We start from the raw sequence: 15912 nt of genomic DNA on the forward strand, positions 1-15912 counted from the left end.
ATTGATTGAGTTAAAAGCTCAAATTTTATAAGTTGGTTACTTTACAACCAGTGCATATGCACACAACTTGTGAAACGGTCAATAAGAGTGGTAAAAGTAATTATTTGCTATATAGACTCTGATCCTAACATCGTATATTTGAATATTAAGAGCCTTTCCATGAAACGATGAGTTTTATGATTGACTGACGATCACGCAAGTGGTTTGTCCCGTCATGTTTATTGGAACTTTCTTATTATTTGACTATATGGAAGCAAGTGTGATGCGCATGGTGCGTGTTTCGCTTGCTTTTTTTGTTGCCGTTTTACATAAAAAAAATTAATTTGGAATAGGAGATTGAAAAATGGGAAAAGCACTAATCATTGGCGCCGGCGGCGTAGCTTCTGTATCAATTCACAAATGCGTTCAAAACAGCGAGGTATTCGAAGAAATCTGCATCGCTAGCCGTACGAAGTCCAAATGCGATGAGCTAAAAGCAAAATTGGACGGTGGCAAAACCAAAATTACGACCGCACAGGTCGATGCAGACAACGTAGACGAGTTGATTGCTCTGATTAACGAAGTCAAACCGGATATCGTCATGAACCTGGCTCTGCCTTACCAAGATTTGACGATCATGGATGCTTGCCTGGCCACCAAAACGAACTACATGGATACAGCTAACTATGAGCCGGAAGATACGGCGAAATTCGAATACAAATGGCAATGGGATTACCGCGAACGTTTTGAAAAAGCTGGAATCACAGCTCTTTTGGGAAGCGGATTTGACCCAGGCGTAACGGGTGTATTTTCCGCCTATGCGCTGAAACACTATTTTGACGAAATTGAATATATCGACATTCTGGATTGCAACGGCGGGGATCACGGCTATCCTTTCGCAACCAACTTCAACCCGGAAATCAATATCCGCGAAGTGTCCGCTAATGGACGCTACTGGGAAAACGGACAATGGATCGAAACGAAACCGATGGAAATCAAACGTGAGTATAACTTCGCTGAAGTCGGCCAAAAGGACATGTACCTTCTGTATCATGAAGAGCTTGAATCCCTTGCGCAAAACATGCCTGGACTGAAACGTATCCGTTTCTTCATGACTTTCGGTCAAAGCTACATCATGCACTTAAAAGCACTTGAAAACGTAGGAATGACCTCCATCGAACCGATCGAATTTGAAGGAAAACAAATCATTCCGCTTCAATTCCTAAAGGCTGTGCTCCCGGACCCTGCTTCCCTCGGACCACGTACGGTGGGCAAGACGAACATCGGCTGTATCTTCAAAGGGAAAAAAGACGGCCAAGATAAGACTTACTATGTCTACAATGTGTGCGACCATCAAGAGTGTTATAAAGAAGTGGGCTCCCAAGCCATCTCCTATACAACCGGCGTGCCTGCCATGATCGGCGCGGCAATGGTCATGACCGGCAAATGGAATAAACCGGGCGTATTCAATATCGAAGAGTTCGATCCGGATCCATTCATGGAAGAGCTAAACAAATGGGGACTTCCATGGGTAGAAGACTTCAATCCGGTGCTGGTTGACGCATTGCCTGAGGAAGCAAAACAGACGGAGGTCGTTCGCTAATATGCGGTTTGAGGAATTGCCGACACCTTGTTTTGTAGTCGATGAAGCGCTCATCGAAAAAAACCTGAAAATTCTGAATGGCGTCATGCAGCGTACGGGAGCCAAGATTGTACTGGCACAAAAAGCTTTTTCCATGACCGCCATGTATCCCCTTATCGGACAATACTTGAGCGGCACGACAGCGAGTGGTTTATTCGAAGCACGGCTGGGTCACGAAGAAATGGGTAAAGAAAATCACGTCTTTGCCCCTGCCTATCGTGAAGATGAAATCGACGAGATTGTTTCCATTTGCGACCATATCATCTTTAATTCCTTCTCCCAGCTGGAAAAGTTTAAAGGGAAAGCCATTAAAGCCGGCAATAAGATAGGCCTTCGCATCAACCCGGAATGTTCAACGCAAGTAGGACATGAAATCTATGATCCCTGCTCACCTGGGTCCAGATTCGGTGTGAAACGGGAGGATTTCGAGACGGAACTACTGGAAGGCGTTACGGGACTGCACTTCCATACCCTTTGTCAACAGAACTCGGACGATTTAGAGACCACGCTGAATGCAGTCGAAGAAAAGTTCGGCCCATGGTTGCCGCAGATGGAATGGATCAATTTCGGTGGCGGTCACCATATCACAAGAGACGACTATGATATTCCAAGACTCGAAGCTTGCATTTCGCGAATGCAGGATAAATACGGCTTGGAAGTCTACCTTGAACCCGGAGAAGCCATCGCGCTCAATGCGGGCTATATGGTCACCTCCGTACTGGATATCCATAAGAACGGCATCGAGATTGCGATTGTGGACACGTCGGCAACCTGTCATATGCCGGATGTTCTAGAAATGCCGTATCGTCCGCCACTTGTTGGTTCGGGCGAAGCCGGGGAGAAGTCATTCACCTATCGGCTTGGGGGTCCGACATGCCTTACTGGCGATGTCATCGGAGACTATTCCTTCGATCAGCCCCTGAAGATCGGTGACAGATTGGTGTTCGAAGACATGGCGATTTACTCCATGGTCAAAACTAACACCTTCAACGGAATGCCGCTGCCAGCGATCGCCGTTCAGGAGAAAGACGGTAATTGCCGAATCGTGCGCGAGTTTGGCTATCAGGATTTTAAGATGAGACTAGCTTAATAAATAAAAAGCCTTAACCCTATATATCAGGGTTAAGGCTTTTTATTTATTTTTGCCGTCACTTATGTATGGTTCAGCGTGTTTGATTTTCAGCCACCCTGCCGTTAGCTTAGATAGTTTAGGTTATCTGAATAATTTCGCCATTTATTCGATAGAAAAAGCAGTCGATCATGACTGATCGACTCCATTCAACTATCGTTTCTCTTATCCTTTATAACTTTCTCTCCTCTTGGATATAAGTACGTATGAAATTGAGTGGGCTCCATGTATTAATACTAGAATTCCCCATAAGAGAGTTACTCCATTCAATTGGTTGCTTTTGTGAATTAAGACGAAATCTAAAAATGAGTTTAGGTTAAATAAAATCCACTCACCCATAGGGTTAAGTTTAAAGGCATGCCATGTATCGTAATCATCAAAGACAAAAAATAATAGCTGTGCAAGTGCAAAAATACATAAATGCATATACCAAGCAATAAGAGTTCTGCTCAATAGACAGGATGGTTTTCCATTTCCTACTGGCATTTTATTCCCCCAATCCTTTTTAATTTTACTAGAAACTGTACATTGCCCTCAGAAACAAATAAGGCCTATAAATCCTTTCTGGTAAACAGGTATTTGGTTAAGTAATAAGAAGCCACAAATACCAAAAAAATACCCATTAAAACAAGAAATAAAGTTTGATCTCCGTTCACCTCTTTCTTGCTCATCATATCTAAGAAGATCGCTACAGGTTGTGCGAGAATTATAATGGAGATCATAAATACTGCATTAATAATACCGGCTCCTTTTTTACTAAACGCATAAAAAAGAGGCATGTAGATTGAAATTAATACAAGTAGTAGTCCTATTGAAATTAGGATATCCATGATCCCATATTCCGGCTTATTTAGCTGTGGGAACATAAGCTCAACAAGCCAGTGAATTCCGTAAGACGTAAGAACTCCGAAAAGGGTATATAAGATGGTGGTAATGTATTTGGCCAGCACAATATGTCCACGGCTAATCGGCAGCGTTACCAAAAAATTATGGTTATAGTTTTTAATATCGGTCATCGTTGCGAGGAGTATTGAGCCAAAAGCCGTATAGATACCTACAAAATAAATAGACATTTCACTTTTGGGGATAAAAGTGACACTGAATACAACGAGATAAAGTAGGATCGTCCTTAGGGAGCTTTTTAAAACGATGAAATCTTTCCTAAGCAAGTTAAGCATTCATTCGTCCTCCCTTTGTAGTAAAATACATGATGTCCTCTAGAGTTGGTTTTTCTAAAAGAGCATAATCCCCAAATAATTGAGTCACCTGGTCGCTTGTATCTACTAATCCCTCAAAACCAAGTGGTGTCTCTCGAATCCCGATAAATTCATTTCGTATATCCGAATCAAGTAGCTGTAAATCACCCTTTACGATTGTATATCGTTCAAATATATTTTCTCTTGTATCATTGAATACAATTTTTCCGCGATTGATGAAAGTAATGTAATCAGCAATACGATCCAGATCCGTCACGATATGCGTGGAGAAGATAATTGAATTTTGCTCATCCTGCATCATATCTGCAAGCAAATACAACAGTTCCCTCCTGAATACCGGATCCAGTCCAGAAGTCGGCTCATCCATAATAAGTAACTCCGCTTCATGTGATAAAGCTAAAGCAAGAGAAAATTTAATTTTCATACCCTTGGATAAGTCCTCAATCTTCTTCTTGGGAGACAATTCAAATTGATCAAGATAGCTGTTAAACTTTTGATCGTTCCATTTCTTATAGAATGGTGCGATCATCTTCTTCGTATCCCCAATCGTAAGATGCTCATAATAGAAGCAATCATCCGATACAATACCTACACGTTGCTTAATTTCAACTTCATGATTTGGCATTTCAAGACCGAATATCTTTACATTCCCGGAATCTGGTCGAATCATGCCAAGCATCATCTTAATCAAGGTGCTTTTCCCAACTCCATTTGGACCTATAATCCCGGTAATATACCCCCTTTTTACCTCTAAGGAAACATTATCGACAGTAAATTGAGGGTAAGTCTTTGAAAGATTACTTAATTCTATTACATTCACTGTGTTTGTTCCTCCTCAAATAGCAAAGTCAGATGATCTATTAAATCTTGATGACTCATGCTTAATTCCTTACTTTCTTGAATAATCTCAATCATTTTTCCTTCAAGTCGCTTCATGCGCTGCTCCCGAATGAAATCTTTATTTGCACCAGATACGAAACATCCCTTACCAACAACGGAGTCGATTAGCTTCTCCTTTTCAAGCTCTTCATAAGCTCGCTTGGTTGTTATTACACTAACCTGCAAGTCCTTAGCAAGCTGTCTAATTGAGGGAAGGCTATCTCCTGCACTCAGTTCTCCACTTAGGATGCTCTGTCTAATTTGGTTCATAATTTGCACGTAAATCGGATCGCTTGATGCATTGGTAATTATAATTTTGATGTTCGCTCACCTCTTAACATAATAGTGTATATATATACTATATACACCTTGGACGGTTATGTGTCAATTCTACACGTAATTATTTTCAATTACTCCTAGTTTTGAATAACGTAGCAAGCAAAGTTTTTCTGCGTTCGATAACAATGCTATATTGCATAGAACAGTATTTTTGAAGTAATGTCTGCATTCTAATTGGATAAGTATTGTACGACGCTGACCATCAACCATCAAACCAAAGTCCATTGCATTCAGACGGACCGGACGTTAAGATTCTAGTAAATACATTTACTAGGAGAGTCACTCATGACGATTAGCGTTCCTTTGCCTTGGAGAGAAGTTCTTACAGACGAGGCCACTCACACCATTACTGGCGATGTCTGGATTATCGACGCATTCCCGATCCCGAAGCTGCAGACGGAGCGTAGAGTTTGGATTTATTTGCCGAGGAGCTATAACAAAGGGGATCGGAGCTACCCGGTCTTCTATATGCATGATGGACAGAATGTATTCAATCAAGCGACGTCCTGGGGAACTGAGTGGGGCGTCGACGAAACGTTGGAGCAGATGACGCTAGAGGATCCCGCGCTTGAGGCAATTGTGGTCGCTATTGATCATGGAGGCGACGAACGCAACAATGAATATAACTTCACAATTAACGCAGAATATGGCTTCGGTGGCAAAGGAGAGGCGTACGCCGAGTTCCTGGCGGAGACGCTCAAACCTTATATCGACAGCCACTACCGGACGCTTCCTGAACCGGAGCATACGATAATTGCCGGAAGCTCGTTCGGCGCCTATGTTTCGCTGTTTACCGCCATTCGCTATCCGGATTGTTTTGGCCGTGTGGGTGGGATTTCCTTCGTTATGTGGCACGACAACGGTGCGATCATTCAATTGATCCAGCAGTCTGTTCTTTCCCCAGGGTTGCGCGTCTACCTAAGCATCGGAGAACTAGAAACCGACAATCCTGACTTTAATCAGACTGCCTACGAGCACGTTGCACTGGCCCGCGAGACGATAATAGCATCAGGGGTCCCGGAGAGCCGCATTCGATTTGATGTTGTTACCGGCGGAACGCACCACGAATCCACGTGGAGCCCACTGTTCCCCGAGGTACACCGGTGGCTGCTCCAGCCATAAAGCCTATTTACACTTACAAGATTAATAAGACCCGCGCGAGGTGCGGGTCTTCTATTTTAATGGAAAAGAACTAATATTTTTTAATGATGACTGAATCAGATGGGATGATAAAACGGTTAAAATACCCTCAAGTTCCCCAAAAAGTCGAATATAGTCTCACAGAGAAAGTAGAAACCTTATTGCCCGTTTTGGAAGGGTTATATGAGCGGGAGTAAAGAACTTTAAATCCATTTTTTATCTCCTTTACACAACTGCCTTTCATTTTCTAAGATTACAGGTCATTAGGATTTCCTTATAACGAAGCATATAAAAAGGGAGCGAAATTCGCTCCCTTCACCTAATAAAATCATCTAACCTGTATAATATTCGATAGCCTTATCCATTCCATCCCTAACTAGGTACAGCTTAAGATACAGAAAAATTAATTCCAAACCTCATCTGCAATTTCTTTAACAAAACGAAGTTTCCGCCATTGCTGTTCTTCGGTTAGAATATTGCCTTCCTCCGTAGATGAAAAGCCACATTGCGGACTTAAGCATAGCTGTTCAAGCGGTACATAGGGAGCTGCTTCTGCTATGCGGGCTTTAATCTTTTCTTTATCTTCCAATTCACCGGATTTCGATGTTATTAATCCTAATACAATTTTTAAATTTTTGCGATTTACATATTTTAAAGGCTCAAAACCTCCTGATCGTTCATCATCGAATTCCAGGAACAACCCATCTACATGTAAACCACCAAAAATCGTTTCAGAAGCGTAATCATATCCCCCGCTTGCGAAGAAATTAGATTTATAATTACCACGGCAAATGTGCATGGTTATGACTAAATCTTCTGGTTTATGGGCAATCGATTCATTAATCATGTACTGCATTACCTTCATTTCCTCGGCTGGATCCAAATCTTTGGCACGCAGCTTGTTATGACCTTCTTCCGAGAACAAATCCGCCCAAGCTGTATCATCTAATTGTAAGTACCTACAACCTGCATCATAGAATGCTTGAATTGCTTTTTGGTAAGCTGCAATTGTATCTTTAAGGAATGTTTCTCGATCCTGATAAATCTCTTCATTATGATCCACTCGATAGACGAGCATATTGGGACTTGGAATCGTTTGCTTCGCAACCGCATCACCTGCATGCTCTTTAAGAAAATGAAAATGCTCTATAAACGGATGGGAAGAAAAATCAATTTTGCCGGTAATCCGAATGCCTTCCTTACGAGTCTCCATTTTATGAAAATTAAGTCCGTTCTCTTTTTCATAATACGATACGCCATCAAGTCCACCTAAAAAATCAAAATGCCACCAGCTTCTGCGGAATTCACCGTCAGTAACGCCCAATACGCCATTTTTCTTTTGCTTGTCAATAATGCGGATAATCTCTTCATTTTCTACGGAGGTTAACTGTTCAAACGTGATTGCGCCGGATTTATATTGTTCACGTGCCTGTATTAGATTTGTAGGGCGCAATAAGCTGCCTACATGATCATGATGAAATGGTATCATAGATGTCTCTCCTTGAGCTTTAATGTACAGAAAAGTATAGCACAATAAAATAGGAAGCAAATAATGCATAAAATCTATCACTTGCTATAGCTTTTAACTATAGCCAATCTTGCTCTAGTTGAACTCTTTTTTCTTCTTTTCGGGCAAAAGCTTATACTCCTCTGCGTCCCCAGCCAAATACTTTGACATGCACAATGGCTTTGGTTACCCAGTGCGAGAGCAAATACAACACGATAAACAGGATTAACAACGGCCTAAACAATAGTACTGCCACAACCCAGGTGAGTAACAGCTGCCAAGTCTTCATTTTCCGCACAAATTTGCCTGGCCATAAAAATATTTTGAATAGCATTTCGTTATGCTGAAGCGCCTCTAAAAATTCATCCTGGTACTGTTTGCCGTCCGGATTTAAACGAACGGCATTCCTCATATAAGCCTCCTTCAGCTTGTACTCTCCTCGTTCACCAGTCGCCCAGCCGAGATACAAAAATACTTGAGAAGATTCCGTATTATATTTGAGGGCGAGTTTTTCCAGTCTCTCAGAATCCTCAAAGTTTTTGAGCAATGCTTCTGTATAGCTTAACAAAGCCAAATAAAGCGGAGATTCTGGACGCAGTTCAAGTGCATGCGAAAGTGCTGTCTTCGCTTTGTTATGCCTGCCCAGCTTGTTAAACAAATGTGCTTGTAAAAAATAATAATGAGGCTCGTAGGGATCTATTCGTAAGGCTTCCTGCAGAGCTTCTTCGCAAGCCCGATCCTTATTCGTCTCGTAGTAAACGCTGACCCGCACGAACCAAGCTAGATCCTGCTCCGGCTCCCGGCTAAGCGCCTGGTTCGACCAATGCAGTGCCTTATCATATTCGTCCATTAAGAGATGAATATGCGAGATCAGTGCAAAGACATCCGGGTCCTCCGGCTCTTGGCTTAGTAGCTGCTGCTCAGCTTCCTTCAATGCTTCTTTATACCGCCTCCATTCTATTAGCTGCTGCGCCTTCGCATAAGCGGCGTAATCATGTACGTTCTCCACCTGCTCTGCCCCCCTGATATCACTATGACTTTACGCCATGTTTCTTAATGTAATCCAACACGATTTGGTAATCACGGTTTACATCACTGAATGTCGCATAATTCTTTGCTGTAGCAAACCAATCCAGCGTCGTTGCCTTCCGGCCTTTTGCCGATCTCTTTAAATCATCCTGAGTAATGGGCTGGATCTCACCCTTCTCAAATGTTCGCTCCATCGCTGATTCCACGGCATCTTTGACTAGCTGCTCCAAATCGGCTCCGGAATAAAGCTTCGTCTCCGCGGCAATTTTGGACAGGTTTAGCGAACCCAGCGGTTTGCCGGAAAGCTTCAGTTCTAGGATTGTTTGTCGCTCAGCCTCTTCAGGCGGCGGTACAAAAACAAGATGATTAAATCGCCCAGGACGTCTCAAAGCGGAATCAAGATACCAAGGCGTATTGGTTGCACCGATGACAAACACGTTATCGTTCTCCGCCTGCAGACCGTCAAGCTCCAACAATAATTGGTTAACGAGCATGCGGTCATGATGCTGGCGCATTTGATGACGGCTTCCTCCCAGCGCGTCGATTTCATCAATGAAAATAACGCACGGCTTGCTTTCCCGCGCTTTTTCGAATATATCGTGTAAGTTATGCTCGCTCTGGCCAGCATACATGGAAAGAATGGACTGAAGCTCAATATGTAAAAAATTAGCATCAATCTCGCCTGCTACTGCACGCGCTAAAAACGTTTTGCCGCATCCGGGAGGCCCGAACATCAGCAAGCTTCCTCCAGCGTGTTTGCCGTATGCGGCAAACACTTCCGGCTGCATCAGCGGCAATATGAAATTCATTCTGATTTTTTTCTTAACCTCTTCCAGGCCACCGACGTCGGCAAACGTCTCTTTTGGTTTCTCCGACTCAACAAGCGATTGATCCTCATTGCTGAAATGAATGAGCTTTAAATTTTTGCGTCTTTGCTCCGCTAGTTCATCATGGTCCGACATCCTACTCTCTCCCCCTGTAATGTTTTACTATTAAGTCTATCACATTTCCATAAATTAGGGGATAACTAAGCAAAAAAGACTACTCACAAGAGTAGCCTTTACGAACTCGTCCCACCTACTGTTAAAACGCTATGCACATGTCGTTACTGTAGGACGGGCATCCTTCTTTTATGAAGCGATCATCCGCAGTTATCATTACGCCAATGTAAGCTTTGTTACACGTCCATCGATAATCCATTCAGAAACATAAACTGAACCCTTTGAATCGACACAAACTCCATGAGGTGAGCTAAATTTATTGTCATTGTAGTAGGACTTAGGTAAATTTGGCCAGCCGGTCTGTTTGTAAGCCTGTTGATCTTCACCTAAATGACAGATCAATCGATCATTTTTATCGAAAATCGTAACCCTACTATTTAAGTCTGGGAAGAAGAGATCCTCTCCATGGAAATAAAAGCTGCAAGGCTGATCCATGTCATCAACGATGACTCTTTTGAAATTTCCCTCTAAGGTAAAGACTTGAATTCGATGATTGCCGCGATCGGCTACATAAACCTCTTCTATACCACTACGTATATCTATGGAAATGCCATGTGGACAGTTTAATTGTCCCAATTCTGTACCTTTTCCACCCCAGGAACGGATATAATCCCCTGCAGCCGTATAGTGATGAATCCAGCTTTGTCCATAGCCATCGGATACATAAATATCACCATTTGCCGAAACGGCTACATCTGTTGGGATATATTTAAGCTCTTCGTTGTAAATATCCGGACGTTCCGGTGTTCCCAATGTCAACAAGTGCTTCCCGTTTAGATCCGTTTTTACAACTTTACCGCGAGCGGTGTCTGTAAGAAAGAGGTATTCATTATTTTGTTCCTTATGAAGATAACATCCGTGAGCGCCACCCTCGAACTCCTCGCCCCAAGCCGTTTTAAATTCCCCGGACTCATCAAATTTAAAAATTGAGGGCTTGCCTGTATGAAAAACATAGACGTTATCCAGTTGATCTACGACAATTCCATGTGTATAGCCAAACTCTAAGTGATCAGGGAGCTTTGCCCAGCCTGGAACAAGATCATATCTGCGTGTCGTGTTTCCTAATTGTGGGGGCTTGCTTATTGTCATATTATAATCCCTCTATTCCGTAGTTAAGTCTCTCACTGTTTATTGGAATACAGTAAAGGAAAGAACTCATTATCAAACTTCTGACCGAATTGCGGACGTGGCCCGAGCAATCGAACATTATCGTGCCGAGCATTGCCCTCTATGTAGGATGTATCTCCAGGCATTAAATGAGCGACAACTGATAACCGAGGCTGATCTGTGAAATTCGTTGACGAGCCATGGAATGTAAGGGCATGGTGGAAACTCGCTTGACCAGCTTTTAGAATACAAGGCTCCTCTACCCAATCACGCGTTGCAAAACGCTGCTTCAGCTTTTCCATATCCTGTTCGAAGAAAGTATCACTTCCCTCGACAGCGCCCCACTTATGTGATCCCAAGATGGTCATCATACCGCCGTTATTCAGATCCGTGTCCTGCAATGCAATCCAAACGGTTACCATATTCGATGTACTGCTTGCGCGCCAAAAAGCGTAATCCTGATGCCAGCCTACATTTCCTAGCTTAGTTTCTTGTCCTGAAGTACCCGGCTTGTAGATTACTTGATCATGCCAAAGACGAATTTCATCCTCATTCAGCAGATTCGCAGCCATTTGACCTAAATTCGGATCGGTGACGACACGATGAACTTCATCGTTAACCCACCAGCCATTATCGAATTTACGAAGAGCATATGGATTGTCAGAAAGCTTGAAATCATGAAGAGGCAGACCAGCCCCATCGTAATCTTTCTTCCAAATGCGCTCATGCGCGCCTCGAAGACGCTCAATTGTCTCGTCATCTAGCAATTTCGGACTGATCCAATAACCGTCTTGATTAAACTTCTCTTTATCTGCTGTTGTAATGTTATAAGGTATAACTCCCATTATCGACACCTCATCTTTTCTGGTCAAAGTTGCTTACTAGGATTATTCTAAATCACAAGATGAGCATTTACTTTCCTAAACCTATCAAATAGGATTGGAAACATAATGGCAGAATTAATGCAATTGATCTATCGTTAACTTGTCCGACTGATTCAAGCACTTAACACTTTCCTATCCTAATTCCCATACTGTAGACTGTGCATGATATTAACCTATTCTTTAATGAAGTTACCTGAGAATTTTTTGGAAAGTAGGAGGAGAACGTGTACGAACAATATGTAAAGCACTGTTGGTGTTATAAATACCCAGTTAGTTTTATGAAGCCAACCCTTCAAATGTATGCACCATATTCAGTATCCCCAGCATATACAGGCCCAGTAAACACTCCTATGTATGCACCATCTGCAATATCTCCAGTGTATGCTGCCCGAGAAAATGCTCCGATGTATACACCATCCGCCAAAAAGGAAATTGATACACAGCTGCCTCTTTCAACAACAAGTCAAAAGAGACTTCGTGTCATGGATTTTTTTTTCAAAGATAAATCATTTAATTTCGAAACGTTGCGTGCAGCTGGATTCGCTGTTGACAATGGCGCCGATCTCAACGAAGTGTTCTTGACCGCTGCTGCAATCCCGGAGGGTGATGAAGAAGCATGGATGAGGGAGTGGAAAGCTAGCGCAGACCGTATTTATCAACGCGGCAAATATTCTATCGAGTATGGAGACAAGATCAGTGCTCGGGAGGCGTTCTTGCGCGCTTCAGCCTACTATCGCAGCGCTGAATTTTATCGTCGTAAGGATCCCCTAAACGATCCGCACGTTCTCGAGCTGTTCGGTCTTTCTCGCGAGGCGTTTGTGAAAGCGGGCAAACTACTGGATGGCCCCTTCGAGGAGATCTCCATCCCATACGGCAAAGATAAGCTCCCCGGATACCTGCTTCTCGTGGACGATAGCGGCAAACCCCGGCCGACTCTTATTTACACCAATGGATTTGACTCGACGACAGAGGAAGGCTACTACGTCATTGGCGCATCCGCGTTGCGGCGCGGTTTCAACGTGATTTTGTATGACGGCCCCGGTACGGGTCGCATGATCCGCGAGAAAAAAGTTCCCTTCCGTCCGGACTGGGAAGCAGTGCTCGGGCCTGTCATGGATTACGCTGAGACACGTCCTGAGGTCGATATGTCCAAAATTGTGCTGTTTGGGTATAGTATGGGCGGATATCTCTGCGCTCGAACTGCGGCCTTTGATCATCGTCCGGCAGCTATCGTGCTCGACGACGGTATGACGAGCTTTTTCGCGACGTATCCTCCACTTCCGGAATTCCTAGTTGAGTGGATCAAAGCCGGATACGATGAGCAGGCGATACCCGTACTTGAATGGATCAAGAAACATGACACCTACGCACGCTGGGCGCTGCAGAATGGTGTGTGGGTATTTGGTACTTCGAACGAACCAGAATACATCCGTAAGAGCGAGCAATTTTCTCTCACCACCGAAGACATGCACAAAATCAAATCCCGCACTCTTATTCTTGAGGGAGAAAACGACCTTGTGTTCAAAGGGCAGGCAAGTAAGCTTGCGTCCGAGCTAAAAGCTCCGCACAAGCATGTCGTGATGCGGAACGCTGATGGTGCCGGCGAGCACTGCCATATGGGTGCAATGCGTCTGCTTCATCAGACCATTTTCGACTGGCTCCACACGAACCTGTGAATCATTGGTTGAGAAATATAAATATAATCAAAGTACAAAGGTGGTTACTTGTCTGAACAAACTGGTAACCACCTTTGTATTTTGGCTGGAGAAGCTGGAACAGTAGCAAATGCTGTACTCCTCTTAAATGGCTGGGAGAGCATTACCTTAACCGGTAAGAGCAAGATACAGTTTTTTTCGGTGGCTCTGAATCTTCAAAGTATTCTAGACTAACTTTTTCGAGGATAAAAGAAAAGAAAAGCCTATATTATTTATCTATTTTTAGAAGCGTGTGGTCTTAAACATTTCAATTTTTCACTAAAGTTTAAATAGTTCACTATACTGGATTTGATTGACCATGATATGAATAATATTGCATCCGGGTTAAAGACATCAAAATATAAAATACAAGATTGGAGGATGAATGACATGGGAAAGCAGTTGATTAAACGAAGATTTACTGCAATGGTAACTGTTTCTGCACTGATTTTTTCACTTTGTACACCATTTCTCCAAGGAACTGCAAACGCTTCTTCTTATACTGCCGTCGTAAATCCGGATAAGCAGTATCAAACCTGGGAAGGCTGGGGCACTTCATTAGCTTGGTTTGCGAACCGGATCGGAGGCGCCGAGGATGCAACACGCAACTGGTATGCAGATCAATTATTTGATGTGAACCAAGGTTTAGGTTTTAATATTGTTCGTTATAATATCGGTGGCGGTGAAAATCCGAAGCATCATTTTTTGGAACTTCGAGCAGCCGTGCCAGGATTTAAGGCAAGCCCTACTGCTGACTATGACTGGAGCAGCGATGCGAATCAACGTTGGGTACTGCAAGCCGCCAAAGAAAGAAATCAACCACAAGAATTTATTGCCGAAGCCTTTGCAAACTCGCCTCCTTGGTGGATGACGAATAGCGGCAGTGTAACAGGCCCATTAGTACCATTGACGGATAACCTGAAAAGCGATATGTTCGATGATTTCGCGGATTATTTGACTACAGTAGTTAAACATTTTAAGGACAATGAGGGGATTACATTCAGAACCCTTTCTCCGATCAACGAACCAGACGGGTTCTGGGTGTACAGCAATCGTCAAGAGGGAGCCTTCTACTCGCAGTACAGCAGAGGAACGATTATCCAACACGTGCATGATGCATTAGTACAAAAAGGGCTGCCAACAACCCAAAGCTCCGCGGATTCGAACGCCGTTTTTCTAGCTAGAGACACGATCAATGCCTATACAGATATAACGAAGTCTATGATAAGTCAGTATAATGTCCATACGTATTACGGGAATGATACAGAACGAAAACAAGTTTTCTATGCTGCGGGTAACAAACCGATTTGGATGTCCGAGCACGGCGATGGCGAAGCGAACGGGATCGAAATGTCAAGATCTATTGTGTCGGACATCAAATATATGAAAAACTCCGCTTGGGTTTATTGGCAAGCTGTAGAGGATAATGCTGCTCCCGGGTGGGGGATGATTGAAACCGATCTAAACGACGCAAATAACAACGCTTTTACACCAAATGTGAAACAAAAGTTTTGGTCTATGGCCCAATGGAGCAAGTTCATTCGACCAGGGTATAAAATCATCGATATCGAAGATGGCGATTCAATTGCGGCATATGATGCAGCTTCACAAAAACTAGTCATCGTCACGGTTAACGATCGCAGCGCTTCAAACGATGTTACTTATGATCTGTCTAAATTCGGTGATATTAACGGGTCAGTAACGGCGTATCGCACAGTAGCTCCATCCAATGGTGTAACGGCGGAAAATTTTGCAAATATCAATGTAGCATTGAACAACAAGTCGTTCCAGAATACAGTACCTGCTTATTCTGTAACGACTTATGTAGTCGATGGTGTAAACCTTAAAAATCATACGTCCAGTGCAGCAGTTGATACATCTGCATACTACAAAATTGTGAATAAAAATTCCGGGAAAGTAATGGATGTCAAAGGTGCATATCTTGACGATAGCGCGAGTGTCATTCAATACACAGATAACGGCGGAACCAATCAACAATGGCAATTTGTAGATATGGGCAGAGGCATTTATAAAATCAAAAACCATAATAGCGGTAAAATGCTAGAAATTCAAGGTGAATCTACGTCAGACTCAGCGCAGGCCATCCAGTACCACGATACGGAATGGCGGGGTGTCAATCAAGAATGGAAGCTCATTGACGCAGGTGGAGGTTACTACAACATTGTGAATATCAATAGCGATAAAGTACTTGATGTTAAAGGTGAATCTACTTCCAATTCAGCTTCGATTATCCAATACACTGGGCGCGGTTCGTCTAATCAGCTCTGGAAATTGGTGAAAGTGAATTAATAAGGTTAAAAAGAGACGCTATCCGAATTATCGGGATAGCGTCTCTGAGTTAACA

Annotated in this window: 15 protein-coding genes and 1 pseudogene; 7 read left to right on the forward strand and 9 right to left on the reverse strand. The window is 43.1% G+C overall.

Translation table 11 applies throughout. The features are described from left to right. Positions 1-343 precede the first annotated feature (343 nt). Together KFT32_RS15815 and nspC are read left to right on the forward strand one after the other, a co-directional pair. On the forward strand, positions 344-1582 hold the full coding sequence (locus KFT32_RS15815; protein ID WP_211748196.1) for a saccharopine dehydrogenase family protein: 1239 nt from the start codon (positions 344-346) through the stop codon (positions 1580-1582). 1 nt (position 1583) lies between these two features. Next, positions 1584-2711 (forward strand): carboxynorspermidine decarboxylase, encoded by a 1128-nt coding sequence (nspC, locus tag KFT32_RS15820; protein ID WP_211748197.1) that lies wholly within the window; start codon positions 1584-1586, stop codon positions 2709-2711. Positions 2712-2915: 204 nt separating this feature from the next. Here the strand turns inward: nspC and KFT32_RS15825 are convergent, their stop codons facing one another. The 4 genes from KFT32_RS15825 to KFT32_RS15840 all read right to left on the reverse strand — a co-directional run bounded on the left by KFT32_RS15825 (position 2916) and on the right by KFT32_RS15840 (position 5116). Continuing rightward, positions 2916-3236, reverse strand: a complete 321-nt coding sequence (locus KFT32_RS15825; RefSeq protein WP_211748198.1) for a hypothetical protein — start codon at positions 3234-3236, stop codon at positions 2916-2918. A gap of 65 nt (positions 3237-3301) precedes the next feature. Next, positions 3302-3928, reverse strand: a complete 627-nt coding sequence (locus KFT32_RS15830; protein ID WP_211748199.1) for an ABC-2 transporter permease — start codon at positions 3926-3928, stop codon at positions 3302-3304. Then, positions 3921-4787: an ABC transporter ATP-binding protein gene (locus KFT32_RS15835; RefSeq protein ID WP_211748200.1), complete on the reverse strand. Its 867-nt coding sequence runs from the start codon at positions 4785-4787 to the stop codon at positions 3921-3923. The genes KFT32_RS15830 and KFT32_RS15835 overlap by 8 nt, the downstream gene beginning before the upstream one ends. Further along, positions 4784-5116 (reverse strand): GntR family transcriptional regulator, encoded by a 333-nt coding sequence (locus KFT32_RS15840; protein ID WP_249435919.1) that lies wholly within the window; start codon positions 5114-5116, stop codon positions 4784-4786. Before KFT32_RS15840 ends, KFT32_RS15835 begins: the two co-directional genes overlap by 4 nt. A 354-nt stretch (positions 5117-5470) precedes the next feature. On the opposite strand from KFT32_RS15840, the gene KFT32_RS15845 reads away from it, so the two are divergent. Beyond that, positions 5471-6307, forward strand: coding sequence for an alpha/beta hydrolase (locus tag KFT32_RS15845; protein WP_211748201.1), 837 nt, complete (start codon positions 5471-5473; stop codon positions 6305-6307). A 92-nt stretch (positions 6308-6399) separates the two neighbouring features. Further along, positions 6400-6522 (forward strand): annotated as a pseudogene (locus KFT32_RS15850) (winged helix-turn-helix transcriptional regulator); the annotation flags it as partial. Between the two features lie 206 nt (positions 6523-6728). On the opposite strand, the gene KFT32_RS15855 reads toward KFT32_RS15850, so the two are convergent. The 5 genes from KFT32_RS15855 to KFT32_RS15875 form a co-directional block, all read right to left on the reverse strand. Further along, complete coding sequence (locus tag KFT32_RS15855; protein ID WP_211748202.1) at positions 6729-7814, reverse strand: 5-methyltetrahydropteroyltriglutamate--homocysteine S-methyltransferase; 1086 nt, start codon at positions 7812-7814, stop codon at positions 6729-6731. A 151-nt stretch (positions 7815-7965) separates the two neighbouring features. Further along, complete coding sequence (locus tag KFT32_RS15860) at positions 7966-8841, reverse strand: tetratricopeptide repeat protein (RefSeq protein ID WP_211748203.1); 876 nt, start codon at positions 8839-8841, stop codon at positions 7966-7968. 22 nt (positions 8842-8863) lie between these two features. After that, positions 8864-9823, reverse strand: coding sequence for an ATP-binding protein (locus KFT32_RS15865; protein ID WP_211748204.1), 960 nt, complete (start codon positions 9821-9823; stop codon positions 8864-8866). A gap of 195 nt (positions 9824-10018) precedes the next feature. Continuing rightward, positions 10019-10951, reverse strand: coding sequence for an NHL repeat-containing protein (locus tag KFT32_RS15870; protein ID WP_211748205.1), 933 nt, complete (start codon positions 10949-10951; stop codon positions 10019-10021). Positions 10952-10983: 32 nt separating this feature from the next. Further along, positions 10984-11814: a phytanoyl-CoA dioxygenase family protein gene (locus KFT32_RS15875; protein WP_211748206.1), complete on the reverse strand. Its 831-nt coding sequence runs from the start codon at positions 11812-11814 to the stop codon at positions 10984-10986. A 263-nt stretch (positions 11815-12077) separates the two neighbouring features. On the opposite strand from KFT32_RS15875, the gene KFT32_RS15880 reads away from it, so the two are divergent. The 3 genes from KFT32_RS15880 to KFT32_RS15890 all read left to right on the forward strand — a co-directional run bounded on the left by KFT32_RS15880 (position 12078) and on the right by KFT32_RS15890 (position 15857). Further along, positions 12078-13529, forward strand: coding sequence for an alpha/beta fold hydrolase (locus KFT32_RS15880; RefSeq protein ID WP_211748207.1), 1452 nt, complete (start codon positions 12078-12080; stop codon positions 13527-13529). A gap of 48 nt (positions 13530-13577) precedes the next feature. After that, the gene (locus tag KFT32_RS15885) at positions 13578-13742 is read left to right on the forward strand and encodes a hypothetical protein (RefSeq protein WP_211748208.1); all 165 of its coding nucleotides are present in this window, start codon (positions 13578-13580) and stop codon (positions 13740-13742) included. A 195-nt stretch (positions 13743-13937) separates the two neighbouring features. Further along, positions 13938-15857, forward strand: coding sequence for an RICIN domain-containing protein (locus tag KFT32_RS15890; RefSeq protein ID WP_211748209.1), 1920 nt, complete (start codon positions 13938-13940; stop codon positions 15855-15857). Positions 15858-15912 lie beyond the last annotated feature (55 nt).

Source organism: Paenibacillus sp. Marseille-Q4541 (assembly GCF_018310695.1).
In the GTDB taxonomy this organism is placed as follows: domain Bacteria; phylum Bacillota; class Bacilli; order Paenibacillales; family Paenibacillaceae; genus Paenibacillus.

Excerpts from the sequence above, each read along its gene's own strand:
- KFT32_RS15840 (WP_249435919.1), bottom strand. The coding sequence starts at position 5,116 with ATGAACCAAATTAGACAGAGCATCCTAAGTGGAGAACTGAGTGCAGGA.
- KFT32_RS15875 (WP_211748206.1), bottom strand. The coding sequence starts at position 11,814 with ATGGGAGTTATACCTTATAACATTACAACAGCAGATAAAGAGAAGTTT.
- KFT32_RS15825 (WP_211748198.1), bottom strand. The coding sequence starts at position 3,236 with ATGCCAGTAGGAAATGGAAAACCATCCTGTCTATTGAGCAGAACTCTT.
- KFT32_RS15830 (WP_211748199.1), bottom strand. The coding sequence starts at position 3,928 with ATGCTTAACTTGCTTAGGAAAGATTTCATCGTTTTAAAAAGCTCCCTA.
- KFT32_RS15855 (WP_211748202.1), bottom strand. The coding sequence starts at position 7,814 with ATGATACCATTTCATCATGATCATGTAGGCAGCTTATTGCGCCCTACA.
- KFT32_RS15870 (WP_211748205.1), bottom strand. The coding sequence starts at position 10,951 with ATGACAATAAGCAAGCCCCCACAATTAGGAAACACGACACGCAGATAT.
- KFT32_RS15890 (WP_211748209.1), top strand. The coding sequence starts at position 13,938 with ATGGGAAAGCAGTTGATTAAACGAAGATTTACTGCAATGGTAACTGTT.
- KFT32_RS15815 (WP_211748196.1), top strand. The coding sequence starts at position 344 with ATGGGAAAAGCACTAATCATTGGCGCCGGCGGCGTAGCTTCTGTATCA.
- KFT32_RS15865 (WP_211748204.1), bottom strand. The coding sequence starts at position 9,823 with ATGTCGGACCATGATGAACTAGCGGAGCAAAGACGCAAAAATTTAAAG.
- nspC (WP_211748197.1), top strand. The coding sequence starts at position 1,584 with ATGCGGTTTGAGGAATTGCCGACACCTTGTTTTGTAGTCGATGAAGCG.
- KFT32_RS15845 (WP_211748201.1), top strand. The coding sequence starts at position 5,471 with ATGACGATTAGCGTTCCTTTGCCTTGGAGAGAAGTTCTTACAGACGAG.